Genomic DNA, 22,338 nt, shown 5'->3' with positions numbered 1-22,338 from the left:
GATCCGCCTAAAAACCGAACATACACAAAAACAGTTTTTCCCGTTTTTCCAATCTTCGCTTTCCCGTCAAAAAAGAAACCCAGCCGAATCGGCCAGGCCAATCGAATGATCACTGTTGTTTCTGCCAATAATCGATCAACCCCATCGCGCACACTTGCAAATCAAGCTCGATCGCCGCATGCACGGACGACGAAGATGGAGCGCCATGCTCATTGAGAAACGCCGTGATATCGTTGCGCAACATTTGCGCGGCGATTTTCGCCTGCTCGGCAGCCGGCGCTTCCGGATGACGGTCGACCGCTTCTTTTCCCGCCGCCACGAACTTCGGCAGCCAAAGGCGAAGCTGGCGGAACGCCTCCTGCGGGTCATCGAGCATGCCAAAATGGCCAAAATAAATGCGTTCCGGCCTCAGCTTCTCAAGTCTTGCCGCCGACTGCTCCATTGCCTCGGGATCAAATTGGTTCGGAGATGTTGAAGGCAGGCAAAACGCAAGCCCCGCTTCTTGCAGCTGCGGATAAAAAACACCGATCGTATCGCCGGTGAACACACCGCGGCTGTACGAATCGTAAATCGAAACGTGATGGTTCGCATGCCCCGGGGTATCATAAAACACAAGCGTTCGCTCCGCACTCAACTCCAACGTTTCTCCGTCCTCTTTCACGATCAATCGCTCTTCTGGCACCGGAAGAATTGGATCAAAGAGCGACTCAAACTGCGCGCCGTACACTGCCTTCGCTCCAGCGATAAGGCGCGATGGATCAGCCAAATGCCGTTTCCCTTTCGGATGGACGACAACCATTGCGTTCGGGCAATGCTGAAGAAGCAACCCAACGCCGCCCGCATGGTCCAAATGAATATGGGTGACGATGATATAGCGAATCTCCGCCGGATCGATATGAAGCGCTTTCAATCCAGCAAGCAAATGCGGCACCGACGGGCTTGGCCCTGTTTCCACGATCGCCAAGTTCTCTTCGTGAAGCACGTATGTACCGGTGCGCTGCGGCATGCGCAAATCATACAAATCGATGAGTGAAATGCGGCGGCCGAGATCAAGCGGCTGTGCCATGTTCCCTCTCCCCTTTTGGTTGATGATGCAGAATATTTTAACATAGAAACTCGATTCCCGCTACAGAGGCTGATAAAAAAGCAGCCCCTGCCTAGAGGGCAAGAGCTGCCTTCTCGTTTTCAACTGTCGGCAACGGGGCAACAACTGCTCCGCGCGCTATTTTTGAAGACAGGCGCTGTCGACCGTTGCCCTCCGCAACACGAACAAGCTGCCTGATGCTCGACCCGCTCGCATCCAACGCTGCCGCCAACGGAAAGACACCGTCGTTTGCCAAGCACCCTCCAATGCTTACGACACCAACTCGCCGCCAGCCGCTTTCTCTTTCCGTCCGTTTCGGATCGCCAGCCATACCGCCGCGGCCCAGCCGATGACGATAAGGCCATAAACGGTCGGATACACCGGCGCAGGCGCCTCCCAAGCGTGCAGGAGCGTGCGGACGTTCGTCAAAATAATCAACCCGCCGACCAATACCCCAAGCAAATGGGACGGCAGTTTGCGGACAAGCCAAGCAGCGATCGGCGCAGCGATGACCCCGCCAGCCATGAGCGTCAGCACCCAGTACCAATTCACTTGCTCCCAACCAAGCGAAATGACGAATCCTAGCGTCGCCGACAGCGCGACGGCAAATTCGGACGTATCGACTGTGCCGACCACCTTGCGCGCTTCCATACTTTTATTGGCCAACAACACCGGCGTCGCAATCGGCCCCCATCCCCCACCGCCGGTCGCATCAAGGAAACCGGCCGCCAATCCGAGCGGGACGAGCTGCTTATTAGACCACCGTTTCTCCGGCGCCGACGGCGCGCGGCCATTTAAAAATAAGAATCGATACATGATGTAAAGGCCAAGCGCCAGCAAAAACAGCGACACGTACGGCTTGATCAAATCCCCCGGCAAGTTGCTTAAAAAGCACGCTCCGACAAACGCCCCAACCGAACCGGGAATGATAAGCTTCAGCACCATTCCGCGGTCGACGTTGCCGAACTTCCAATGGGACGCTCCAGACGCTGCGGTCGTCACGACTTCCGCCAAATGAACGGATGCTGAGGCGACAGCCGGCGCGATGCCGAACGTCAAGAGCAGCGTCGACGACGTGACGCCATACGCCATCCCAAGTGAGCCGTCAATCAGCTGGGCAATAAATCCTACAAACACAAAAACGATCAGTTTTTTCATTGGTTTCCCTCCGTTTGCAATGGTTGAACACGTTACTTATAATTTAAATCTCATTATTCATAGATGTCAACTATGAATTTAAAAAAATAAAAAATACTATCATTTTTTCATTACACCCATGACATCGCAAACGGCCACCGGCTCGGCGTCCAAAAAAACAAAGAAACAAGACGCCCCGAATATCGAAACAGGACGCCTTGTTGAAACTTGTTTTTGCTCAAAATTTCCCTTGATACCGCTCGACTTCCCAAGCATGAACCGCCGTGCGGTAGCTGTTCCATTCGTCTTTTTTCATCGCCACGTATTCGTTGAATACGTGCTCGCCAAGCGTCGCGCGGCCGATTTCCCCGCTTTCCAACGCAGCGATGGCCTCGCCCAAGTTTTCCGGCAAGTTGTCAATGCCAAGTTCGGCGCGACGTTCGTCCGACATATGGAAGATGTCCTCGTCAATCGGAGCAGGAGCGGTTAAGCCTTTTTCAACGCCGTCCAAACCAGCCGCCGCGATGATGGCATACGCTAAGTACGGGTTAGCCGACGGGTCCGGGCAACGGAGCTCGACGCGCGTCGCGACACCGCGTTTGGCCGGAATGCGGATGAGCGCCGAACGGTTCGAAGCGGACCAGGCGATGTAGCAAGGCGCCTCATACCCTGGCACAAGCCGTTTGTACGAGTTGACAAGCGGGTTGGTGACCGCAACAAAGTGTTTCACGTTTTTCAGCAAGCCCGCGATGAATTGATACGCTGTTTCTGACAACTGGTTCGCATCGTTCGGATCAAAGAACGCATTTTCCCCATCTTTGAAAAGGGAAATGTTTACATGCATGCCTGAACCGTTGATGCCAAACACCGGTTTTGGCATAAACGTCGCATGGAGGCCGAACTTGCTGGCAATCGTTTTGACGACCCATTTGTACGTCGTCGCATTGTCAGCCGCACCGAGCGCATCGGCATATTTGAAGTTGATCTCATGCTGACCTTCCGCCACTTCATGGTGCGACGCTTCAATCGTAAAGCCCATCGCTTTTAAGGCGCGGTAAATTTCAAGGCGAACGCGCTCGCCCAAGTCTTTCGGAGACGGTTCGAAATAACCGCCGCCATCATGGAGCTCGAGCGTCGGATTGCCGTTTTCATCGGCTTTGAACAGGAAAAACTCCAGCTCCGGACCGACCGAGATCGTATATCCTTTTTCCGCCGCCCGCTCGATCGTTTTTTTCAGCACGTTGCGCGGGTCGCCTTCAAACAGCGTGCCGTCCGGATTGGTCACCGAGCAGAGAAAGCGCGCTTCCGCATAGCCTTCCTCGACCGTCCACGGCAAAACAGCAAACGTATTCAAATCCGGCAGCAAATACAAGTCGGAACGGTTGATCGGCGAGAAGCCTTTGATCGACGAACCATCAAACATGATTTTCCCTTCGACAACATCATCAAGCTGTTCAGCCGTCACGGTCACGTGCTTTAAAATCCCTTCAATGTCGACAAACTGCAAATGAAGAAGCTCAACGTTTTTTTCTTTGATCTTCTCTTTGATTTGTTCCAACAACTCCGTTTGTGTAGAGGAAACGAACGGTTTCGACATGTTGCATTACCTCACATTCGCGCGTTTATTTTCCTAACATGCTTTTATTATAGAAAAAGAGAACCCGTTTGGCAACCCTTTTTTATCAATTTTTCTGTATTTTTATAACGAATTTTTGTAAACGGTTTCAAAATGACGAATATTTATGCAAAGAAAAAGCCAGCCAAGGAGGCGTTCGTCTCCTCGGCTGGCTTTTTCTATCCGCTATGGATGTTACGTTTTTTCCTCACGCCGACGCCACGAGCCGGACGAAATGATCGGCAGGCCGGCGGCTTTTTCCGGCAAGTAAACGTAGACGTACCCTTCGATCGATTGGCGGGCGTCGCGGACCCATATCCGCTCATATTCGTTATCGTCCCGTCCTTCGGCGTAGTCTTCAAGCTCATCCATCGCCTTGAGCCCTTCCTCCGTCACCGTCAGCCATTCCCCTTCCACTTCCCCTTCGTCTTCGAGCACAAGCGCAGGGTACGGGCCAACGCTGTACAAACGACCGTTCACCTTCCCTGGGCATACGGCGCAAACATAGGGAGCTACGACATGATGGTTGTCCTCGCCAGTCAGCAACGTCCCATACACAAACACTCGATATCGTCTTTCCGCCATCTCGCTTTTCTCCTTTTGTTTACATAACATTTATTATGAAAACTCGAAGAAAAAACAAAAACAATGGAAGCCCTGCCTCTCATCCATCCTTGCCGCTCCGCGGCGGCGCCAGTGTGAATTTGTCAAGCGGACAGCGGGCAACGAAAAAGCCGCGCCAGCTCCATGAGCGGCAACGGCACGGCTTGCGATGATCCCGCAGCAAACGAATGACGCTTTCTTCATCATATCCGTTCGATAATGAGAAGTCAAGCAACAGTTTACGCGGATGGCTTCCATTTAATGCTGCAGCCGATGCTCGGCTTTTGCTTTTCCGGCACCGGACGGCCCTCCAACAAGGCGTCCAGCGCGGCGCGGATTGATTCTCCGGTCACCGGGATGCCGTTGTTCGGCCGCGAATCATCAAGCTGGCCGCGGTAGACGCATTTCAGCTCGCGGTCGAAAATATAAAAATCCGGGGTGCAGGCGGCGTCGTACGCTTTCGCCACTTCTTGCGTTTCGTCATACAAGTATGGGAACGGGTAGCCAAGCTCTTTAGCCACTTTTTTCATGTTTTCCGGCGAATCTTCCGGATATTGTTCAGCATCGTTGGAGTTGATGGCGACAAACGACACCCCTTTGGGCGTATAATCGTTTGCGAGGCGAACAAGTTCGTGCTGCACATGCTTGACAAACGGACAATGGTTGCAAATGAACATAATGACAGTCGCTGCGTCCGATTTCACATCCTCAAGACGAACGACGCTGCCATCGATGACATTCGTGAGGGCAAACGGAGGCGCTTGTTTGCCAAGCGGAAACATATTCGATTCGACAGCTGGCATACCTAACACCCTTTCTTCCATTTTTTCTCTTTTTAATTATACCAAAAGAGAGAGGAACACCACAAATAAACCGCCCAAACCGACCGAGCGGCAGCGGCATATGATGCCACATAGACGAATGGAAAGGAGGCTTTTCCCATTGATTTACATGAACAAACAGATGACCCCGCACGTGTACGGTGCCACTCCGCCTCCCCCCTCGCATTCGGTGTTTTATTACCGACGCGCAAAAACGGAACAAATGATTGAAGAGCAAACTCAGCTGCTTGAACAATTGACCGAGGCGTTCCTTCGCCTCAAGCTGGCGGAGGAGGAAGGACGAAAGCAGCAAGCCGATGATCGTGAGAAAATCGCCGATGCCTTGACTCGGCTTGAACGTTCTCTTGCCGCCGGACAAACGGCACAAGCCGAGCATAGCGGACGTCTCGTCAAGGCGCTGGATGACCTCAAGGGGATGGTGGCGGCAAGCCAAACCAAGCAAACTGAGCTGTATCGCGAACTAACTGAAACCGTTTCGCGCTTCATTAAAGCCTCTAATGCCGGGCAAAACCTGCAGGCGGAGCAAAACAAGCAATGGGCAGAAGCGTTCGCCCGGCTCGAGCAATGGCTCGCTGCCGAACAACGAGAACAAGCGGAGCTCGCCGAAACGCTGGCCCGCCTTGAACGATCGATCAACGCTCACGAGCAGATGGAGCACGAACAGCGGCGCGCATGGGAGGAGCAGTTCGCAAAAGAAGAAACAGCGCGCCAAGCCGTCATCGAAGCGTTGACGGCGCAAAGTGAAGCGATGCGTCGGCTTGAGCGGCAATCGACTGAACGGGAACAAACAGCCGAAGGAATGGACGCCCGCCTGGAGGGGCAAGAAAAACTGTACCAAAAATTAGTGGAACAGCTCGAGTTGCAGCACGTCTTTCACCAGACAGTCATCGAGCGGCTTGAGGCGCAAGAGGCGGCGCAATACAAAGTGACCCGCCAGCTCGATAGCTTAAAAGAAGCGCTGTATGAACGATGCTCCTTTATCGTTGACAGCGTCAAACAACTGTTTTCCTCGTTCTTTTCCGGTCGGGGGCGCAGCCAAAAAATCGACCGCCAAGCCGCTGAACCAAAAAACCCGATCCGCTTGTAGAAGGCTGTCACCATCTTTCGGCGTCTACCGCACCGCAATCCGCCGCCTGAAACGGCGGGCTGTTTTTTACAAAAGCAAATCAATGGACAACAAGAAACGAAACATCCCATAATAAGAACTAACCATTTTGATCATCTCGCGCCAAGAAGACCCCCACTTCCACGCGTGAGCGCAGGCGGGAGAGCATGCAACCGCAAGGAAAAGAAAGCCTTGATACATCAACATTTCGAGAGGGAGGAAAAATGATCATGCCGCTAAAGCTCAGCGTTCTTGACCAATCGCCGATCCCCGAAGGCACGACCGCGGAAGAAGCGCTGGAAAACACGGTCCGTCTCGCTCAATTTGTCGAAGAACTTGGCTACAAGCGGTTTTGGGTGTCCGAACATCACGATACGAACAGCCTCGCCGGCTCGTCCCCGGAAGTGCTGCTCGGGCACATTGGGGCGAAAACGTCACGCATTCGCATCGGATCAGGCGGCGTGATGCTGCCGCACTACAGCGCCTACAAAGTGGCGGAAAACTTCCGCGTATTGGCCGGCCTTCACCCTGGCCGCATTGACTTAGGCATCGGCCGCGCGCCTGGCGGCATGCCGCGGGCGACGATGGCTCTCCAAGACGGACGAGCGCGTCCAGTTGACCGCTATCCGCAACAAATCGATGACTTGCTCGGCTATTTGCACGATACGCTTCCGCCCGTCCACCCGCTTTATGGCGTCAAGGCGACGCCGATCGTGCAATCGCCTCCGGACGTTTGGCTGCTCGGCTCCAGTTCGGAAACAGCGAAGCTGGCGGCGGAAAAAGGTCTGCCGTACGCCTTCGCGCAATTTATTAATGGCGAAGGCGGCGAAGAGTACATGCAGCTGTACCGCGGCCGCTTCACTCCATCGCCGTATTTGAACGAGCCGCGCACGCTCGTAGCTGTATTTGCGATTTGCGCCGAAACGGACGAAAAAGCAGACTGGATCGCTGGAAGCCTCGATTTGACGCTAGTCATGATCGAGCAAGGGATGGCACTCAACGGCACACCGAGTCCAGAAAAAGCCGCTGCGTACCCATACAGCCCGTATGAACGCAAACGGGTCGCAGACAACCGGAAGCGGATGATCGTCGGCAGCCCGTCGCGCGTCAAAGACGATCTGTATCGGCTGAGCGAAAAGTATGAAACAGAGGAAATCATGCTCGTGACGATTACATACGACTTCAACGATAAACTCGCGAGCTTCCGGCTCATCGCCGAGGCGGTATGGGGGTGAACACGATGCAGATTCTCTCCATTAATGTTGGGAAGCCGAAAACGATTCACATCGGCGGCCAGTGGATCACAACCGGCATTGACAAAACGCCGGTCGCTCATCCCGTTGCGGTCGGCAAACAAAACTTGGCTGGAGATGGACAAGCTGACCTCGTCCATCACGGAGGAGAAGATAAAGCGATTTGCGCCTATCCGTCCGAGCATTTCGTCTATTGGGAAGAGCGATACGGCCGCCCATTTACGGCGGGGGCGTTTGGCGAAAACTGGACGCTTCTCGGTTTGACGGAAGACGATGTATGTCTTGGCGACATTTATGCCGCCGGCACAGCGCTCGTACAAGTGTCACAGCCGCGCCAGCCATGCTCCAAATTGGCCTTCAAACATCAGCTGCCCGATTTGCCGAAAGCCGTCTGCCAGACAGGAAAAAGCGGGTTTTATTTCCGTGTCTTGCAAGAAGGAGTCGTCGAGCCGGGCGCGCCGCTTATTCTCATGGAGCGCGGAGCCGGGGCGCTGTCGATCGCCTATATCAATCACATTTACTATTATGAGCGGGACAATGCCGCTGCCATGAAGCAAATCGCCAGCCATCCCGCCTTATCAGCGAGCTGGCGCGAAGCGTTTCAAAAGCGTCTCGCCGAGCGAACGCGTCCTTAAGCCTATGTTGGCAAGACAAGCCCGACACAAGCCGGCGTTTCACATAGCGATAGAAAGGCGCCTGATCGTCGACCCTCGCGAAACATGGCTTTGCTCAACGATCGGGGCGCTCGTTTTCGGTTCAGCGGGAGAGCGACGTCGCCGCGCAGGCGCATTCCTCATCGGGCCACATGCACATTGCGCAACCAATAGTGCTGATACAATTGGAAATAAAATCCTTTTGCAACCAGCAGCTCTTCATGCGTCCCTTGTTCGATCACCTTGCCTTCGTTGAGCACAAGGATGCGGTCGGCATGTTGAATCGTGTTCAACCGGTGGGCGATGACCAAGCACGTCCGGCCGCTCATGAGCCGCGCGAGCGCTTCTTGAATGCGCACTTCGGTCACCGTATCGATGTTGCTCGTCGCTTCGTCCAAAATCAAAATGGCCGGGTCGGCGATCATCGCCCGAGCGATGGCCAACAGCTGCCGCTGCCCTTGGCTGATTCCGCCGCCTCCTGGGGCCAAAACGGTGTCATAGCCGTCCGGCAGCTTCATAATAAAGGAGTGAGCGTTCGCCTGGCGCGCCGCCTCCTCGACTTCTTCGTCCGTCGCCTCAAGCCTGCCGTAGCGAATGTTGTCGCGAATCGTTCCAGTGAACAAAAACGGATCTTGAAGCACAAACGCCATATGGCGGCGCAAGCTCGCCCGCTTGATCGTTCGGCTGTCGCGGCCGTCGATCCCAATCTCCCCACGATCCGGGTCGTAAAAGCGGGTCAACAGCTGCAGCACGGTTGTTTTGCCTGCTCCGGTCGGGCCGACAAGCGCGACCGTCTCCCCTGGGGCGACAGAAAACGTGACGCCATCGAGCGCCGGACGCTGTTTGTCATAGGAAAAGAAGACTTGGCGAAACTCGATGCGCCCATCCAGCTTGTCGACGTCCGCCGCTTCCCGTTCATCTTCCTCTTCTTTCGGCAAATCCAAAATTTCCAACACCCGTTCGGCGCCGGCCAACGCCGACAGCAACGTGTTCCATTGATTGGCCAAGTCATTAAGCGGTCGGGTAAACTGGCGGGCGTATTCGACAAACACGACGATCGTGCCGACCGAAATCGCTCCTTTGGCCGCCAGCCACCCGCCGACGCCGGCGATGAGGGCGAAGCTTACATTGTTTAAAAAGTTCATCAGCTTCGGGATGAAGCCGGAATACGTCTGCGCCCAAAAGCCCGCGCGTTTCAGCTCGGTATTTTTGCGCGCCAATTCCGCCTCCATGCGCTTTTCTTGCGAAAACAGCTTGACGACTTTCTGTCCGGAAATGACTTCCTCGATAAAGCCGTTCATTTCTCCGAGCGCCCGCTGCTGCTCGCGGAAACGCACCCGCGTCCGGTTGGTGATCCAGCGCATGCCGGCATACATGAGCGGCACGACAACAAGGGCGACGATCGTCAATAAAACGCTTTGCGAAAGCATCACCGCCATCGCGCCAATCAGCGTGAGCGTGCTCGAGACGACTTGCACAACGGTGCTGTTAAACGTCTGGCTCATGTTGTCGATGTCATTGGTAATCCGGCTCATCAGCTCCCCTTGCTGGCGGCGGTCAAAGAACGAAATTGGCAGCTCATGAAAATGGCGAAACAGCTGTTCGCGAATCCCGCGCACCGTCCGCTGGCCGACATCGATCATCCAATAGTTTTGCAAAAACGTCGCCGCGCCAAGGGCAATATAAATGGCAAGAAGCAAAACGAGCGTCGCTAAAAAACCGCCCGTCCTCCGCTCGACAATGTACACATCGACCGCCCGGCCGATGACGTACGGCCCAGCAAGCGCCAACGCTGAGCTGAGGACAACCATGGCTATAGCCGCAAACAACTTTCGCTTTTGCGGAGCGATGAACACCCAAAGCCGCCGCAAAGTGCCGACGCTGTTTTTCGCCCGCTGCGGACTTGCGCCAAAACGCGCTCCGTGCGGGCTATGCCGTAGTGACATCCACCGATCCCTTCTTTCCTTCCTGTGTGGCGACGATGCGTCGATACAGTTCGCTTGTCGCCAGCAGTTGTTCATGGCTTCCTTGCGCGATCAGGCGGCCGTCTTCCAAAAGCAAAATCGTATCCGCCGCCATCGCTGTACTCACCTTTTGCGTCACCATCACCGTCGTGCACGCATACCGCCGCAACGCTGCGAGGAGCTTTGCTTCCGTCTCTGCATCGAGCGCGCTTGTGCTGTCATCCAAAAGCAAAATGCGCGGTTGCCCAACCAAGGCGCGGGCGATCGACAGCCGCTGCTTTTGTCCGCCTGATAAATTGACGCCCTTTTGACTTATCAGCGCGTCGTATCCATCCGGAAACCGAGTGATCGTTTCATGAATTTGTGCATCACAAGCCGCCTTCACGATCTCTTCCATCGTCGCGGTCATCTTGCCGAAGCGGAGGTTGTCGGCGACCGTTCCGGAAAATAGCAGCACTTCCTGCGGAACAAAACGAACATAGGCCCGCAACTTCTCCGCGGAAAACTCACGAACGTCGATGCCGCCGATCAACACTCGCCCGGCGCTTGGTTCATACAGCCGGGGGATGAGCTGAAGAAGCGTCGATTTGCCGGAACCAGTCGCCCCTAAAATCGCCGCCGTTTCTTGCGGGTGAATGACAAACGAAATGTCGGAGAGCGCATCGTGCCTGCTGTCCGGGTAGCGGAACGAAACGTGCTCAAAGCGAATTTCCCCGCGCCGGACGATCGGTCCATCGGCTCTGTGCTCCCTGCTTCGCTCTTCCGGCACCTCAAGCAGTTCAGCGATTCGGGCGGCCGAGGCGCGCGCCCGTGAAAACGCCATCGTAATAAACGTAAACATCGACAACGCCGCCGTCGCGCGCGTCGCGTAGTTGACGACGGCGACGACTTGCCCGGCGCTCGCCGTCCCGGACTCAACATCCAGGCGGCCGAAAAACAACAGCGCGATGATGGCGGTGTTCATCACCACCAGCAATATCGGGGTGATCGTTTCAACGAGGCGAAGCACGCCCATCGTCCGCTCCATGAGCGCATCATTCGCCGCCGCAAATCGCTCTTGCTCATATTTGTTTCTCATCCACGCTTTGATGAGGCGCATGCCGGCCAAATTTTCGCGCATCACCCCGTTGACGCGATCAAGCGCTCGTTGGACGGCGGAAAAGGACGCCGCTGCCCTTTGTACAACCCACAATAAAAAAGCGGCGGACAGTGGAACGGCCACCGCCAAAACGAACGCTAGGCGCGCATGAACGGCAAACGCCATCGCGACGCCAAAGACAACGAGAAGCGGCGCGCGCAAGGCGATGCGCAAGCTCATAAACAACATGTTTTGCACTTGCGTCACATCGTTCGTCATCCGGGTGACAAGCGAAGCCGGCGACAACTGTTCAACGCGTGCGAGCGAAAACGATTGGATTTTGGCAAACAGCGCCGTCCGAAGCGCAAATCCGTACTCCTGACCGACATAAGCGGCGGCAAATGAGTTGGCAATGCCCGAGGCAAACGCCAACAGCGACGTCCCGAGCATCACGGCTCCCCACGTGAAAATGGCCGCAACATCCTGTTTCATAACGCCTTCGTCGATGATTTTCCCCATCAACAGCGGCTGCCAAAGCTCGATGATGAGCTCGATCAACATCAACAACCAAGCTAACGCCATCCACTTCCAGTATGGCCGCAAATAGATAAGCACCCGCCCCATGTCTGCGCCACTCTCCTCTCCATTCCGATCGGGGCGCTCAGCCGCCGTTCATCGTTGTGTATAATTTTATTCTAAACACGAAATATTTATTTGACAATGAGAATGCATTTGCAGAAGCGGAGATGCTCCCGGCCAAGAGAAAAAAACCCCCAAGCGAATGTTCGTCGCTTGGGGGCCATTGGCGGCCATAGAGGAACAACTGGTCTGTTTAGTCGTTTCTATCGAGATGCCCGACTGGCGGGTGACGGAACAACACCGCTTCCAGGCCCATGCATAGGTCTGTGAAGCAGGGGGTATTCAGTCTTCCGTCACACCTTGGCTTGCCTCCAGCAGTTGGAAAAATAGACGACACGCTTTTGGGCCAGCGAGATGTGAAACCTTCCGGAAGATTCGGCATGAGAGCCATGTCTATGACTAACGCTGACGCCATGCCGAATAAAGCGCCTCCTGGCTCATATGACCGAAAGAGCTTGGCGGTGCAAGGGACAGCAGCTGTTGTTCATCGCCAACGATCGGCAACAGCCGGTCGAGCTTGGCCATCAGCAAAATCTTTTCTATAGAGGCGTTATCCCGGACGACGATGGCCATGGCGCGGCTTTCGCTGACGATTTGCTTAAAAAAGCGGACAAGGAGCGAAAGCCCCGTACTGTCCAAAAATCGAAGGCCGCTCACGTCGACAACGACAAGGCGGCGCTTGACAGCAGCCACCGCCGTCGCCAGCTTTTGTTCCGCCGCGAGCTGCGTATCATAGGCGAGCCGTCCAGTTAGCTTGATGCATTCGTATGCGTGTTCTACAACCATTTCCAATTCAAACGACAACCGATGCTGTTTCATTGTACCCCCCTATCGTTGACCAGCCATGCCCTGCCCTCGGCCACCACCCGCATTCGTTCCGATCACACGGGTGCATCATTGCACCCAATCCAGTTACGTTGCATTCCGACTCATTTTCATGACAAGCATCCGACGTCCGCCCTTCCGCTCAACCCACATAACGTCATCCATGATTTCTCGGATGAATAGCAACCCTCGTCCCGATTCGGCGAACAACACATCAGAGAGCGTCATTTGATCGAGCTGTTCGATCACTTCCGCCGGAACGCCGCCGCCCTCATCCTCAACCGCCACGGTCACGTCAGCGCTCGTGACGAAAAAGGATAGCGAAATCGTCCCCGCCTCCATCCCCGCCCGTTGAACGGCTTTGATGGCATTGACGACCGCTTCATGCACCGCCAACACAAACAATTCCGCATCACGAACAGCAAACAACGAAGCAGCCTGCTCCGCAAGGAGATGGCAAACCAAAACCGCTTCCTCGTTCGCCCGGCAGCGCACGATCCATTCGCACACCACAAATCGTCCCGCCTATCCATGAACGGTGATGGACAATAAGCAAATATCGTCGGAAGGGCTGACGAGCGGCGGGCCTTGGCTGATTAAACGCTCGAGGAAGCGTTTATCGGGCAAATGGCGGCACATTTGCGTGCATGAGCGAATTTTTTCAATGCTTTGCAAAATCGACGGGTCAATCTCTTCTAAAATGCCATCGGTGTACAAAAGGAGGCGGGCCCGCTTGTCGTAATGAATCACCCCTTTTTCAAACGGCAAGGAAAACGGGCTGCCGATGGCCAAACCGCCTTTGTCCAACTCATGGACGCTTCCGTCGTCAAAAACGAGCAGCCCAGCCGGATGGCCGGCGTTCGTATATTCAATTTTCCGCTCTTTCGTGTCAATCACTAAATAAATCATGGAAAATAGGTGGCGGATGACGTTGGCCTCATCAGGAAACAACGTTTGCACATGCTTTTCCAGCTCGCTCGCCACCGAAACCGGATCGATGACGCGCACGATCAATCCGCGCAAAAGCGAACGGAGCAACATGCTCACCAAGGCCGACGAAATACCGTGCCCCATCACATCGATGATGATCACTCCGTAGCGGTATAAGTCAATTTGATAGCAAGCGTAAATATCGCCCGACAGGTCATCGGACGGAATATACACAGCATCCATCGTCACCGCCTCGTTTTGAATGAGCGGCGTCAACAAATGTTGTTGAATTTTTTTGGCCAGCTCGACTTGGCGCCGCCGCTCCGCCTCTTTTTGCTTTTGCTTCGTCTCGTCTTCGACAAGGACGATATATCCATCCGCCTGAAGCACAGGAATGACCGTATAAGCGACATTGGCGGACGTGCCGTCCCGGCGTTGCACCATCCCTTCGCCGCATCGCTGCTCTTTAGGAGAAAACGGAACCCATGTTTGGCTGCCGCAACGAAAGAGCGACCATATCGGGCGGCCGACCGCCTCTTCTTTTCGGCGCCCAAACAGCCGCTCTGCACTAAGCCCCCAATCTTGCACGGTTCCGTCCGCCGCCACCGGAACAACAGCAAACGGGGCGGAATCGTAAATGACCTCGAGCAGCTCAGACGGCGTCGGTCGATCAACCGGAGGCACAGCGGTTTGTTCAACAAAATGCCAAACGAGCCATTCTCCCTCGCTGCCTGACAACCGATAGACGTTCAACCAGCTCGTATATGCTTTCCCGCTTTTCGCCACATGGCGCGCTTCTCCTTGCCAACATCCGTCCTTTTTTACCGCCTCGGCGATGCCGTCCAACAACGCGGCCGACCATTCGGCTGAAAACAGAACGCCGACCGGCCGCCCGACTAATTCGTTTTTGGCAAATCCGAGCCATCTTGGCGTCGGCTCGCTGACCGCAACAATCGAAAGTTGACGGTCGGTAATCACCATGCCGCTGCCCAACTGTTCCGCGTCTAGCTGATCGATCGCCTGTACATTCGCCTTCACCATCGTTCAACCCTTTTTCGTTATAATCAAATCGATAACCCTCAGCTGACACCGGCTTCCCGAAACAAAAACGCGCATCGGCGCCGGGTTGTTTCCACCCCGCCTTCGGGTTGCATGTTCAGCACCACTTCTCGCCCCATTGTTCCCCGTAGGAACAGGTTATTGTTGTATTCGTGTTCTTTTGTCGTTTTTCCTGCTTGCTGCCGCATAAATCTTCTAGTCCGTTTTTCTTATTTTGCCGATTGACCAAACCGCCGGCGAATCGCCGCGATCAGAAGCAAGAGCACCGGAATGATGATTTGCAGCGGTATGTGCAAGTAAAAGGTGACGATTTTCAGCCCCTCGTGAATGTGCTCTGCATAGTTGTTGGCGATAGCAACAGATAAAAACAGGACAAGCAATCCAAGCGGATAAACAATTCGCTGATGCCTCGAGACACTAAACAGTTGGGCCGCCCCGACGACCCCGGCATAAAAAAAGATGGAGATTTTAAAAAAACCGCCGATAATGAGCGCAATCATAAAAAAAACATCAAGCCGCTCGAAAAAATGGGCGACTTGCACGCGGCGAATCATATCAAGCAGCGGAAACGATGAACGCGACGCCGCATCCGGTCCGAGAACAGCCATATTAATCGCCGCAATGATCGCCAAGTTCACCCCAGTGAGCACCATGCCGGCGATGGCCACCCTGCTTGCTTTCGCTGGATTGTTCATATACGGAAACAACATCGTAAACACGATCATCTCACCAAACGGCACATACAACGTTTCTGTGAACACGGTTTTCCACACTCGATTCCATCCTTCTTCCAACAACGGCTGCAGCTGCAAGACATCCATGATTCCCGAAACACACACGAGCACAAATCCAAACAGCGCCAACACATAAAGCAGCGGCAAAAACAGCTCACCGGTGCGCGCCAACACTTCCAAACCTTTATAGGCGCCGTACATGACAACCAGCGCCATAATGGCGTTTAACACAAACAGCGGCGTTTCCGGATAGGCAAATGTCAACAACAGCTCGCCAAAATCACGCAGCACGCGGGCGGCAATGTAAAGAAAATACGTCACATATATGATCCCTAACAATTTGCCGAGCGGCGCCCCGACGATGTGCTGCATATAGACGATCAGCGGCTGGTCAGGATAGTAGCGGAACAAACGCCCATACACAGCAAATAAAAGCAGTCCGAGCACCAGCCCAAGCAAAATAGCGATCCATACATCTTGCTTGGCGCTCGTTCCGAGCGGAATGACGATAGCGCTTCCATGTTCGAACAACACGACAAGGACGAACAGTTGACGCGCATTGATTTTGATCGGTTCCAACTGGTCTCACCGCCTTTGCCTCATCCATGTTCCCCATTGAACTCATTCTGCTTCTACATACGGTTTGTTCCGCAAACCTGTGCGGCGGATATACATATCTACAGTCACCGTGACGTCAAGATTTGGAAAATACCGGTCGTTCCATTCTTTCTCAATCTTCTTCCATAAGCGCGGATCGGCGCGGTGAACAGCGTCGCCGAATCCAAAAATATCGGTCCGCTCGCGCTGAGCAGTTTCAATCGCCTGCTTCACTTCGTTTTTGACATGGCGCTCAATGTCTTTTTCCAATTGAAACAGCACGCCGGCATCCGCTAAATCAATCGGCACGCGCGCTTCGCTCACATCCCCTTCCGCCCGAATATGAACGGAAACCGTCGGCCGACCGTGTTTCACCGTCGCCTTGATGTCCGTTTTCCCGCGCACCGTTCGATAGCCAATGGCTTCTTGTTTTCCCTTCCACGGAATGGTGATGTTTGTTTGCTTCATCCGATCGAGCACCCAGACAACCCCCCGCGCCGGTAGCCCGTCCACCCAGCCGACAAGGCGTCCTTTTTTAAACAGCGCGAGTCCCTCCAAACGGACGCGTGCGTCCGGCACCGATGATTGAACGTTCGTTTGCCGTTTGCCGCGCTTCGGATTTCCCTCGATTGTCACACCGGTGACGGTAAGATCGCGCCCCGAAGACGCCAAACTGCGAATCGCCTGCCAAACATCCGTGTTGATCGTTTGCCCCCAAGCCATCTCCGAAAATTCCAACGTTTTAATAATTTGATTGGCAGAAATTTTGTCAACCGGCGTCAGCACAGTAAGCACATCTTTAGCCGATTGACCGCGGGCGATGACCAAGTGCGCCGTCGTCCGAAACTGGTTGTTGCGCTCCAGGGCGTCAAACACCCCATCCAACCCTTGGCGCGCCACATCTTCACCGATGACGACCAAGTTTGTATGCGCATAATAAAGGAGACGCGACACCTTTTCCGACGCTTTCCGACTCGCTTCAACCAACGTATCCCCGGTTGATGTATAAATGGACACCGGCACGCCGGCCGCGCCTCCCCCGCGCTGCGTCGCGCCGGCGACGTTGCCCGGGTTGACGACTTGAAATGAAGCCAAATACTTCCCTTCTTTCGTTTTATCAAGCCCCACAGCAATGACAAACGCTAAATCCGTCAGTTCTTTTTTGCTCCAACAGCCTGACAATAACCCAGCACAAACCAAAAGAGGAAGGAAGGCAGCAACAATCCGCTTCACGATCCATCCCTCTTCTCTTGACGCAATGGCGCCGGCGGCTCGGTCTTTTGCTCGCCCGACTGTCGGACGATGTTTTTTTGGTTGATGAGGCGCGGCCGCTCACGAAACATCCACGTCGGCACGCGCAACAACGTATCGCCCACGTTCGATGGAATAAACGGGGCGAGCGGCGACATGTACGGCACCCCAAACGAACGCAAGCTGCATAAATGGAGAATCATGACCAACAACCCCATCATGATGCCGTAAAACCCGAACATGGCTGCCAAAAACATCAGCCCAAAGCGGATGAGGCGGGCTGAAATGGCGATGGCAAACGACGGCGTCGCAAAGCTGGCGATCGCCGTGATCGAAACGACGATGACCATCGCAGAGGAAACGAACCCAGCTTCAACCGCCGCCTGGCCGATGACCAAAGCGCCGACGATCGACACCGCCTGACCGACGGCGCGCGGCAGGCGGACGCCGGCTTCACGCAAAATTTCAAACGTCACTTCCATGACGAGCGCTTCGACGAATGCCGGAAACGGCACCGCCTCGCGCTGAGCGGCGATGGCGATGACGAGCTGGGTCGGGATCATTTCCTGATGGAATGTCGTCGCCGCGATATAAATCGCTGGGGCTACAAGTGAGAGAAAGAAAATCAATACACGCAAAAAGCGCAGGGCGGTGGCGATATCAAAGCGGGCATAGTAGTCTTCCACCGCCTGGAAAAATTGAATAAACACAGCGGGAGCCAATAACACAAACGGCGTCCCTTCCACGAACACTGCCACTCGCCCTTCGAGCAAGTTGGCCGCGACGATATCAGGGCGTTCGGTATGATATGTCGTCGGAAACGTTGTGAATGTTTGATCTTCAATTAATTGTTCAATATAGCCCGATTCAAGCACGCTGTCGATTTGAATTCGGCGCAGGCGCACCCTCACCTCCTTGACAATCTCGTCATTGGCGATGCCTTTGATGTACATAATGGCGACATCCGTTTGCGTCACCGTGCCGATTTGCATCGTCTCGAGCCAAAGATTCGGATTTTTGATGCGGCGGCGGATCATCGCGGTGTTCGTTCGCAACGATTCCGTAAATCCCTCGCGCGGACCGCGGACGGCGATTTGTGTTTGCGGCTCTTCAATCGAACGATATTCCCCGCCTTTTGTACTTGCGCTGACAGCAAACGGCACCCCGTCAATGAGCATGACCGTCGCTCCGGAAAACAGCTCAAAAAAGAGCTTCCCCCAGTCAGAAATATGTTTCACGCCGCCGACCGCGGCGAGCTTTTTCTCAATCCATTGAAACCGTTCTTTTTCCTCAAGCGCCAGCGGAAACGACGCTTGAAGCAACGGAGTCAGTACAAATTCGTACACATTTTTCTCATCGACAAGGCCGTCGACAAAAATAATGGCTGCCTTGATTTGCCATTCCTGGCCCAACGCAAAACGGCGGATGACGACATCGTTGCTTTCTCCGGTCTTTTGACGAATGATGTCAATATTAACGGCCAGTTCAGCAGAAAGCGGCTCTTGCGGGACATCCGCCGCCTCGCCGCTATGGTCCGGCCCTTCCTGCTGCACGCTGTCGTTCATCCGTCCTTGCTGGCGGCGCATCCCCCATTGAAACAGCATGCCCCTCTCCTCCTTGCTCCGCATGATGTTATTCTCCATTATAGACAAGCGGCGAAAAACGTATGCGACGGTGCATCGTTTCCGATGAACAGGTGAACACTAACAGAAAAAGCGGCAGGTGACTGGCATTGAACGTCATATTCCTCTCCCTCACCTTTGCGCTGCTATTGATCACCACGGCTGTTGGAATGGATTGGCTGATGGGACTGACGTTGTATCAGTCGTTCCATAACGTCCTCAATCCATTCCGCGTCATGGAGACTCCCGAGATGTTCATCTTATTTCTGTTTCTTCTTTTTTGGGCGCTCGATTTGCTCACCGCATGGCTTTGGCGGCGGAAAAAAACGGATTCTTGACAAAAATGAAACGGGCAGGAATCTTCCCTTGCCCGTTTGCCTGTCATTTTTCGACTTTCTCCCACATGTGCCGCTCTTCAAGCCATCGTCGCGCGTGAGGATTGTACTCATCAAGCGGAAGACTGAACGTATCCCCATCGCTTTGCAAAAATTCGATCTCCCCGTTCCATACGCGTCCGCCCAACATACTTTCAACCGGCTTCTGCCATAAGTCTTGTTTCAACGCACCGAGAAATGAGTCAATCTCCTTCGGCTCGGCCAGCACAACCGCCTCCTGACCGGTGTTCACGTTCCGTATCGTCACCTGGCGGATCGGTGAATAGCCCCCCGGGCGGAGCAATAAGTAATATTGCTGTTTATATTCTTTCGATTCCATAATGCGCTGAAAATACGGCTTGTACGCCTCAATCGGCACTTCGTAGCGGCGGATGAGGCGCGTGCCGTCTTTGAGCACATAGCCGATCACAACCGGCTGGACGTTGCCAAAATGGGACGGCAGCGGCTGATCGTGCACAAGCTGCTCGTGAAACGCCCGTACCGCCTTGATGTTGTCCTTCGTGCGCAAAAATTGATCGTACTGTTCAAACTCGCTCCCCACCCTGTCGGAATGTTGCCAATTCATCACTGATTGGCCAAAATAGACTTGCTGAATGTCATCAAGCGCTGGGACGCGGTTGACGTATCCGACCGGATCAAGGCGTACTGCTACGAACAATATAGCCATCGCCATCACAAAGCCTACATACCCTTTCCAGCGATGAAAAACGCGCCATGTTTTCATCACAACCATTTGCGCAATGGCATAGCCGAGTAGCGAAAACACGACATATCCAAAGATGATCCATCCCCATTTCCGCCCTACTTGTCCAAAGTAAAACCCCCCGACTAGGCACGCGCAAAACGCCACACCATACACAAACAGAGGACGAAGAGCCGAAAAAGCCAACGCCTGTCCGGCCGCTTCCGTCGGACGGCGCTCATACAGCCAAACGGCAGCGCCGAAAAACAGAAGCGACACTAGCAGCAACAGCCCGATTTCACCCATGTTCATTGATTGATCCATGAGCATTGAATAGCGAATTGGCAACGTCCACCGCTCTAAATCGTCCGACAAATAGTACGCATCCGGCAACCCGTACAACCATAGCGATAAATTGGTAACGATCAGAACTAGGATGCCCGCGGGGAAAAAGAGGGCGATGTTGGTCAACACGACATGGGTGATCGATTGGCCGACGAGCACCCCGACCATCACGCCAAGAGCAAAAATCACGGTCTCTATCACAAGCGTCTCCCCGAGCCAGCGTCCGACGTCCGCCGCCCCAATCGGCCATGGGAGATCAAGTCCATACAGGCATCCAATCGCGGCCAACGCTGTCACTGCAAGCGGCACAATCAAGAGCATCCAGCCAAATAGCACTTGCCCGGCAAGCATTTCGGTGCGGCGGAGCGGCAGACTATGGATGAAATCGGCCGACCGTTTCTCGTGCATGTAGCGAAGCACACCGGCTGCCGCCAAGATCGGGACAAGCCAAGCAATCAGCGCCTCGAACCCGTTGGATATATAGTACACGTTTTTCCATTGCGGCACATTTCCTGCTTTTGGATCATATTGCGAATACGAAAGACCAATCGGCAACACGATCGCCGCCAGCCATAACAGCAGATGGATGATCGCAATCCAACCGAGTTGGCGCAAGTTTTGCGTCCACATCGCACGGTTAGCCGACAATCGTTTCGCGGACATCGACAACATCCCCCATTTCGTACATAAAAATTTCTTCCAACGACAGCGGCAAGATGTCGAGAATGAGCGGAGCAAACGAACTCACCGTCTCTTCGATGGATCGTTTCTCGCCGCGGACGACAAGAAGAACGATGCTGCCGCGCTCCTCGCGATGCACGATGTCAAGGTGTTTCGTCAACTCGCTCGGAAATCCGCCGCGAAACGCCGCTTGGATTTTATGCATCCCGGTGCGCAATTCGTCGATATCGCGCTCGATCCGCACGGTTCCATTTTCCATCAGTCCAATGATGCTGCATAAATCCTCGAGCTCGCGCAAATTGTGCGACGAAATGACTGCCGTCATCTCTCGCTCGATAACTTCATCGATCAACAATTGTTTCACATGGCGCCGCTTCATCACATCAAGACCATCAAGCGGCTCATCCATAATGAGTACATCCGGCCGGACAGAAAAAGCGAGCCAAAATGCTGCTTGACGCTGCATTCCTTTCGAAAACTGCTGAATTTTTTTGTTTGGATCAAGCTCAAAGACGGACTGCAATTCCATAAACCGCCCGCGGCTGAACGACGGGTACAGTTGCTCGTAAAAATCCGCCATTTGCCCAATTGTCGCGTGGGGAAAAAAGTAGACAAAGTCCGGCAAAAATAAGACTCGCCGCTTCACCTGAACGTTTTCCCACACCTCTTCTCCATCAATGGTAATCGTTCCGTGATCTTGCCGGAGAATGCCGGCCATCATCTTTAACAGCGTCGTCTTCCCGGCTCCGTTCGGACCGAGCAATCCGTAAATCGCTCCTTTTGGCACCGTCATGTTCGCGCCGTTGACGGCGGCGAATCGATCAAACGCTTTCGTCACGTCCACGAGTTGAATCATCGCTCTCCCCCTCTTTCTCCCCTTCTATGATCCATTTCCATAATTGCTCATTCGTCACCCCTAAAAACCGCGCTTCCTTGACAAGGCGGACAAACTGCTCACGGACCGCGGCGATCGCCTCGATGTTTGGTTCTTTTGAACGCGGGGCGACGAAACTGCCTTTCCCTGGAATCGAATAAATCCAGCCGTCGCGCTCCAGTTCGCGGTACGCTTTTTGAATCGTGTTTGGGTTGATCATCAGCTGTTTCGCCATCGTCCTGACCGATGGCAGCTGATCGTGCGGCTGCCATAGTTCGCGAACGATCATTTCTTTCAGTTTGTCAATCAGCTGTTCATAAATCGGCTGCCGGCTTCGCCAATCAAGCTCAAACATCTCCCCTCCTCCTCT

20 protein-coding genes are annotated in these 22,338 nt (G+C 54.2%); 4 read left to right on the top strand and 16 right to left on the bottom strand.

Annotated features, from left to right (window positions below):
• Nucleotides 1-109: 109 nt before the first annotated feature.
• The 5 genes from BJQ97_RS08210 to BJQ97_RS08190 form a co-directional block, all read right to left on the bottom strand.
• Nucleotides 110-1,066 (bottom strand): MBL fold metallo-hydrolase, encoded by a 957-nt coding sequence (locus tag BJQ97_RS08210; RefSeq protein WP_160156193.1) that lies wholly within the window; start codon nucleotides 1,064-1,066, stop codon nucleotides 110-112.
• Nucleotides 1,067-1,354: 288 nt separating this feature from the next.
• A complete protein-coding gene (locus BJQ97_RS08205) occupies nucleotides 1,355-2,242 on the bottom strand; it encodes a sulfite exporter TauE/SafE family protein (protein ID WP_044731312.1) in 888 nt (295 codons plus the stop codon).
• Between the two features lie 217 nt (nucleotides 2,243-2,459).
• Nucleotides 2,460-3,818 carry a type I glutamate--ammonia ligase gene (gene glnA, locus BJQ97_RS08200; RefSeq protein WP_160156192.1) on the bottom strand — a complete coding sequence of 453 codons (1,359 nt, stop codon included), beginning with the start codon at nucleotides 3,816-3,818 and terminating at the stop codon, nucleotides 2,460-2,462.
• A 213-nt stretch (nucleotides 3,819-4,031) separates the two neighbouring features.
• Nucleotides 4,032-4,421: a gamma-glutamylcyclotransferase family protein gene (locus tag BJQ97_RS08195; RefSeq protein WP_160156191.1), complete on the bottom strand. Its 390-nt coding sequence runs from the start codon at nucleotides 4,419-4,421 to the stop codon at nucleotides 4,032-4,034.
• A 257-nt stretch (nucleotides 4,422-4,678) separates the two neighbouring features.
• Nucleotides 4,679-5,242, bottom strand: a complete 564-nt coding sequence (locus tag BJQ97_RS08190; RefSeq protein WP_160156190.1) for a thioredoxin family protein — start codon at nucleotides 5,240-5,242, stop codon at nucleotides 4,679-4,681.
• Between the two features lie 139 nt (nucleotides 5,243-5,381).
• On the opposite strand from BJQ97_RS08190, the gene BJQ97_RS08185 reads away from it, so the two are divergent.
• The 3 genes from BJQ97_RS08185 to BJQ97_RS08175 all read left to right on the top strand — a co-directional run bounded on the left by BJQ97_RS08185 (nucleotide 5,382) and on the right by BJQ97_RS08175 (nucleotide 8,274).
• Nucleotides 5,382-6,368, top strand: a complete 987-nt coding sequence (locus BJQ97_RS08185) for a coiled-coil domain-containing protein (protein WP_160156189.1) — start codon at nucleotides 5,382-5,384, stop codon at nucleotides 6,366-6,368.
• 248 nt (nucleotides 6,369-6,616) lie between these two features.
• Nucleotides 6,617-7,621 carry an LLM class flavin-dependent oxidoreductase gene (locus BJQ97_RS08180; protein WP_160156188.1) on the top strand — a complete coding sequence of 335 codons (1,005 nt, stop codon included), beginning with the start codon at nucleotides 6,617-6,619 and terminating at the stop codon, nucleotides 7,619-7,621.
• Between the two features lie 5 nt (nucleotides 7,622-7,626).
• Nucleotides 7,627-8,274 (top strand): MOSC domain-containing protein, encoded by a 648-nt coding sequence (locus tag BJQ97_RS08175; protein ID WP_160157574.1) that lies wholly within the window; start codon nucleotides 7,627-7,629, stop codon nucleotides 8,272-8,274.
• A gap of 158 nt (nucleotides 8,275-8,432) precedes the next feature.
• Here the strand turns inward: BJQ97_RS08175 and BJQ97_RS08170 are convergent, their stop codons facing one another.
• The 8 genes from BJQ97_RS08170 to BJQ97_RS08135 form a co-directional block, all read right to left on the bottom strand.
• Complete coding sequence (locus BJQ97_RS08170; RefSeq protein ID WP_160156187.1) at nucleotides 8,433-10,238, bottom strand: ABC transporter ATP-binding protein; 1,806 nt, start codon at nucleotides 10,236-10,238, stop codon at nucleotides 8,433-8,435.
• Nucleotides 10,222-11,958, bottom strand: a complete 1,737-nt coding sequence (locus BJQ97_RS08165) for an ABC transporter ATP-binding protein (RefSeq protein ID WP_160156186.1) — start codon at nucleotides 11,956-11,958, stop codon at nucleotides 10,222-10,224. The genes BJQ97_RS08170 and BJQ97_RS08165 overlap by 17 nt, the downstream gene beginning before the upstream one ends.
• A 414-nt stretch (nucleotides 11,959-12,372) precedes the next feature.
• Nucleotides 12,373-12,792, bottom strand: a complete 420-nt coding sequence (locus tag BJQ97_RS08160; RefSeq protein WP_160156185.1) for an STAS domain-containing protein — start codon at nucleotides 12,790-12,792, stop codon at nucleotides 12,373-12,375.
• Nucleotides 12,793-12,885: 93 nt separating this feature from the next.
• On the bottom strand, nucleotides 12,886-13,311 hold the full coding sequence (locus BJQ97_RS08155) for an ATP-binding protein (RefSeq protein ID WP_160156184.1): 426 nt from the start codon (nucleotides 13,309-13,311) through the stop codon (nucleotides 12,886-12,888).
• Nucleotides 13,312-13,323: 12 nt separating this feature from the next.
• Nucleotides 13,324-14,769, bottom strand: a complete 1,446-nt coding sequence (locus BJQ97_RS08150; RefSeq protein ID WP_160156183.1) for a SpoIIE family protein phosphatase — start codon at nucleotides 14,767-14,769, stop codon at nucleotides 13,324-13,326.
• Nucleotides 14,770-14,996: 227 nt separating this feature from the next.
• Entirely contained in the window at nucleotides 14,997-16,100 is a 1,104-nt protein-coding gene (locus tag BJQ97_RS08145) for a GerAB/ArcD/ProY family transporter (RefSeq protein ID WP_160156182.1), read from the bottom strand.
• A gap of 42 nt (nucleotides 16,101-16,142) precedes the next feature.
• On the bottom strand, nucleotides 16,143-17,351 hold the full coding sequence (locus tag BJQ97_RS08140) for a Ger(x)C family spore germination protein (RefSeq protein WP_160156181.1): 1,209 nt from the start codon (nucleotides 17,349-17,351) through the stop codon (nucleotides 16,143-16,145).
• Entirely contained in the window at nucleotides 17,348-18,973 is a 1,626-nt protein-coding gene (locus BJQ97_RS08135; RefSeq protein WP_160156180.1) for a spore germination protein, read from the bottom strand. The genes BJQ97_RS08140 and BJQ97_RS08135 overlap by 4 nt, the downstream gene beginning before the upstream one ends.
• Nucleotides 18,974-19,101: 128 nt before the next feature.
• On the opposite strand from BJQ97_RS08135, the gene BJQ97_RS08130 reads away from it, so the two are divergent.
• Nucleotides 19,102-19,329, top strand: coding sequence for a YczF family membrane protein (locus tag BJQ97_RS08130; RefSeq protein WP_160156179.1), 228 nt, complete (start codon nucleotides 19,102-19,104; stop codon nucleotides 19,327-19,329).
• A 43-nt stretch (nucleotides 19,330-19,372) separates the two neighbouring features.
• On the opposite strand, the gene BJQ97_RS08125 is transcribed toward BJQ97_RS08130, so the two are convergent.
• From BJQ97_RS08125 to BJQ97_RS08115, 3 genes are read right to left on the bottom strand one after another with little or no spacing between them, the layout of a single operon-like run.
• Entirely contained in the window at nucleotides 19,373-21,076 is a 1,704-nt protein-coding gene (locus tag BJQ97_RS08125) for an ABC transporter permease (RefSeq protein WP_160156178.1), read from the bottom strand.
• Entirely contained in the window at nucleotides 21,051-21,950 is a 900-nt protein-coding gene (locus tag BJQ97_RS08120; protein ID WP_160156177.1) for an ABC transporter ATP-binding protein, read from the bottom strand. The genes BJQ97_RS08125 and BJQ97_RS08120 overlap by 26 nt, the downstream gene beginning before the upstream one ends.
• Nucleotides 21,916-22,323 carry a GntR family transcriptional regulator gene (locus BJQ97_RS08115; protein WP_160156176.1) on the bottom strand — a complete coding sequence of 136 codons (408 nt, stop codon included), beginning with the start codon at nucleotides 22,321-22,323 and terminating at the stop codon, nucleotides 21,916-21,918. The genes BJQ97_RS08120 and BJQ97_RS08115 overlap by 35 nt, the downstream gene beginning before the upstream one ends.
• Nucleotides 22,324-22,338 lie beyond the last annotated feature (15 nt).

Source organism: Geobacillus sp. TFV-3, assembly GCF_009901865.1.
Lineage (GTDB): Bacteria > Bacillota > Bacilli > Bacillales > Anoxybacillaceae > Geobacillus > Geobacillus thermoleovorans_A.
This window is presented reverse-complemented; position numbering and strand designations above follow the sequence as displayed.

Bases quoted from the DNA above. Each gene is read 5' to 3' on its own strand.
- BJQ97_RS08210 (WP_160156193.1), bottom strand. From the start codon at position 1,066: ATGGCACAGCCGCTTGATCTCGGCCGCCGCATTTCACTCATCGATTTG.
- BJQ97_RS08205 (WP_044731312.1), bottom strand. From the start codon at position 2,242: ATGAAAAAACTGATCGTTTTTGTGTTTGTAGGATTTATTGCCCAGCTG.
- glnA (WP_160156192.1), bottom strand. From the start codon at position 3,818: ATGTCGAAACCGTTCGTTTCCTCTACACAAACGGAGTTGTTGGAACAA.
- BJQ97_RS08195 (WP_160156191.1), bottom strand. From the start codon at position 4,421: ATGGCGGAAAGACGATATCGAGTGTTTGTGTATGGGACGTTGCTGACT.
- BJQ97_RS08190 (WP_160156190.1), bottom strand. From the start codon at position 5,242: ATGCCAGCTGTCGAATCGAATATGTTTCCGCTTGGCAAACAAGCGCCT.
- BJQ97_RS08180 (WP_160156188.1), top strand. From the start codon at position 6,617: ATGCCGCTAAAGCTCAGCGTTCTTGACCAATCGCCGATCCCCGAAGGC.
- BJQ97_RS08175 (WP_160157574.1), top strand. From the start codon at position 7,627: ATGCAGATTCTCTCCATTAATGTTGGGAAGCCGAAAACGATTCACATC.
- BJQ97_RS08170 (WP_160156187.1), bottom strand. From the start codon at position 10,238: ATGTCACTACGGCATAGCCCGCACGGAGCGCGTTTTGGCGCAAGTCCG.
- BJQ97_RS08165 (WP_160156186.1), bottom strand. From the start codon at position 11,958: ATGGGGCGGGTGCTTATCTATTTGCGGCCATACTGGAAGTGGATGGCG.
- BJQ97_RS08160 (WP_160156185.1), bottom strand. From the start codon at position 12,792: ATGAAACAGCATCGGTTGTCGTTTGAATTGGAAATGGTTGTAGAACAC.
- BJQ97_RS08150 (WP_160156183.1), bottom strand. From the start codon at position 14,769: ATGGTGAAGGCGAATGTACAGGCGATCGATCAGCTAGACGCGGAACAG.
- BJQ97_RS08135 (WP_160156180.1), bottom strand. From the start codon at position 18,973: ATGCTGTTTCAATGGGGGATGCGCCGCCAGCAAGGACGGATGAACGAC.
- BJQ97_RS08125 (WP_160156178.1), bottom strand. From the start codon at position 21,076: ATGTCCGCGAAACGATTGTCGGCTAACCGTGCGATGTGGACGCAAAAC.
- BJQ97_RS08120 (WP_160156177.1), bottom strand. From the start codon at position 21,950: ATGATTCAACTCGTGGACGTGACGAAAGCGTTTGATCGATTCGCCGCC.
- BJQ97_RS08115 (WP_160156176.1), bottom strand. From the start codon at position 22,323: ATGTTTGAGCTTGATTGGCGAAGCCGGCAGCCGATTTATGAACAGCTG.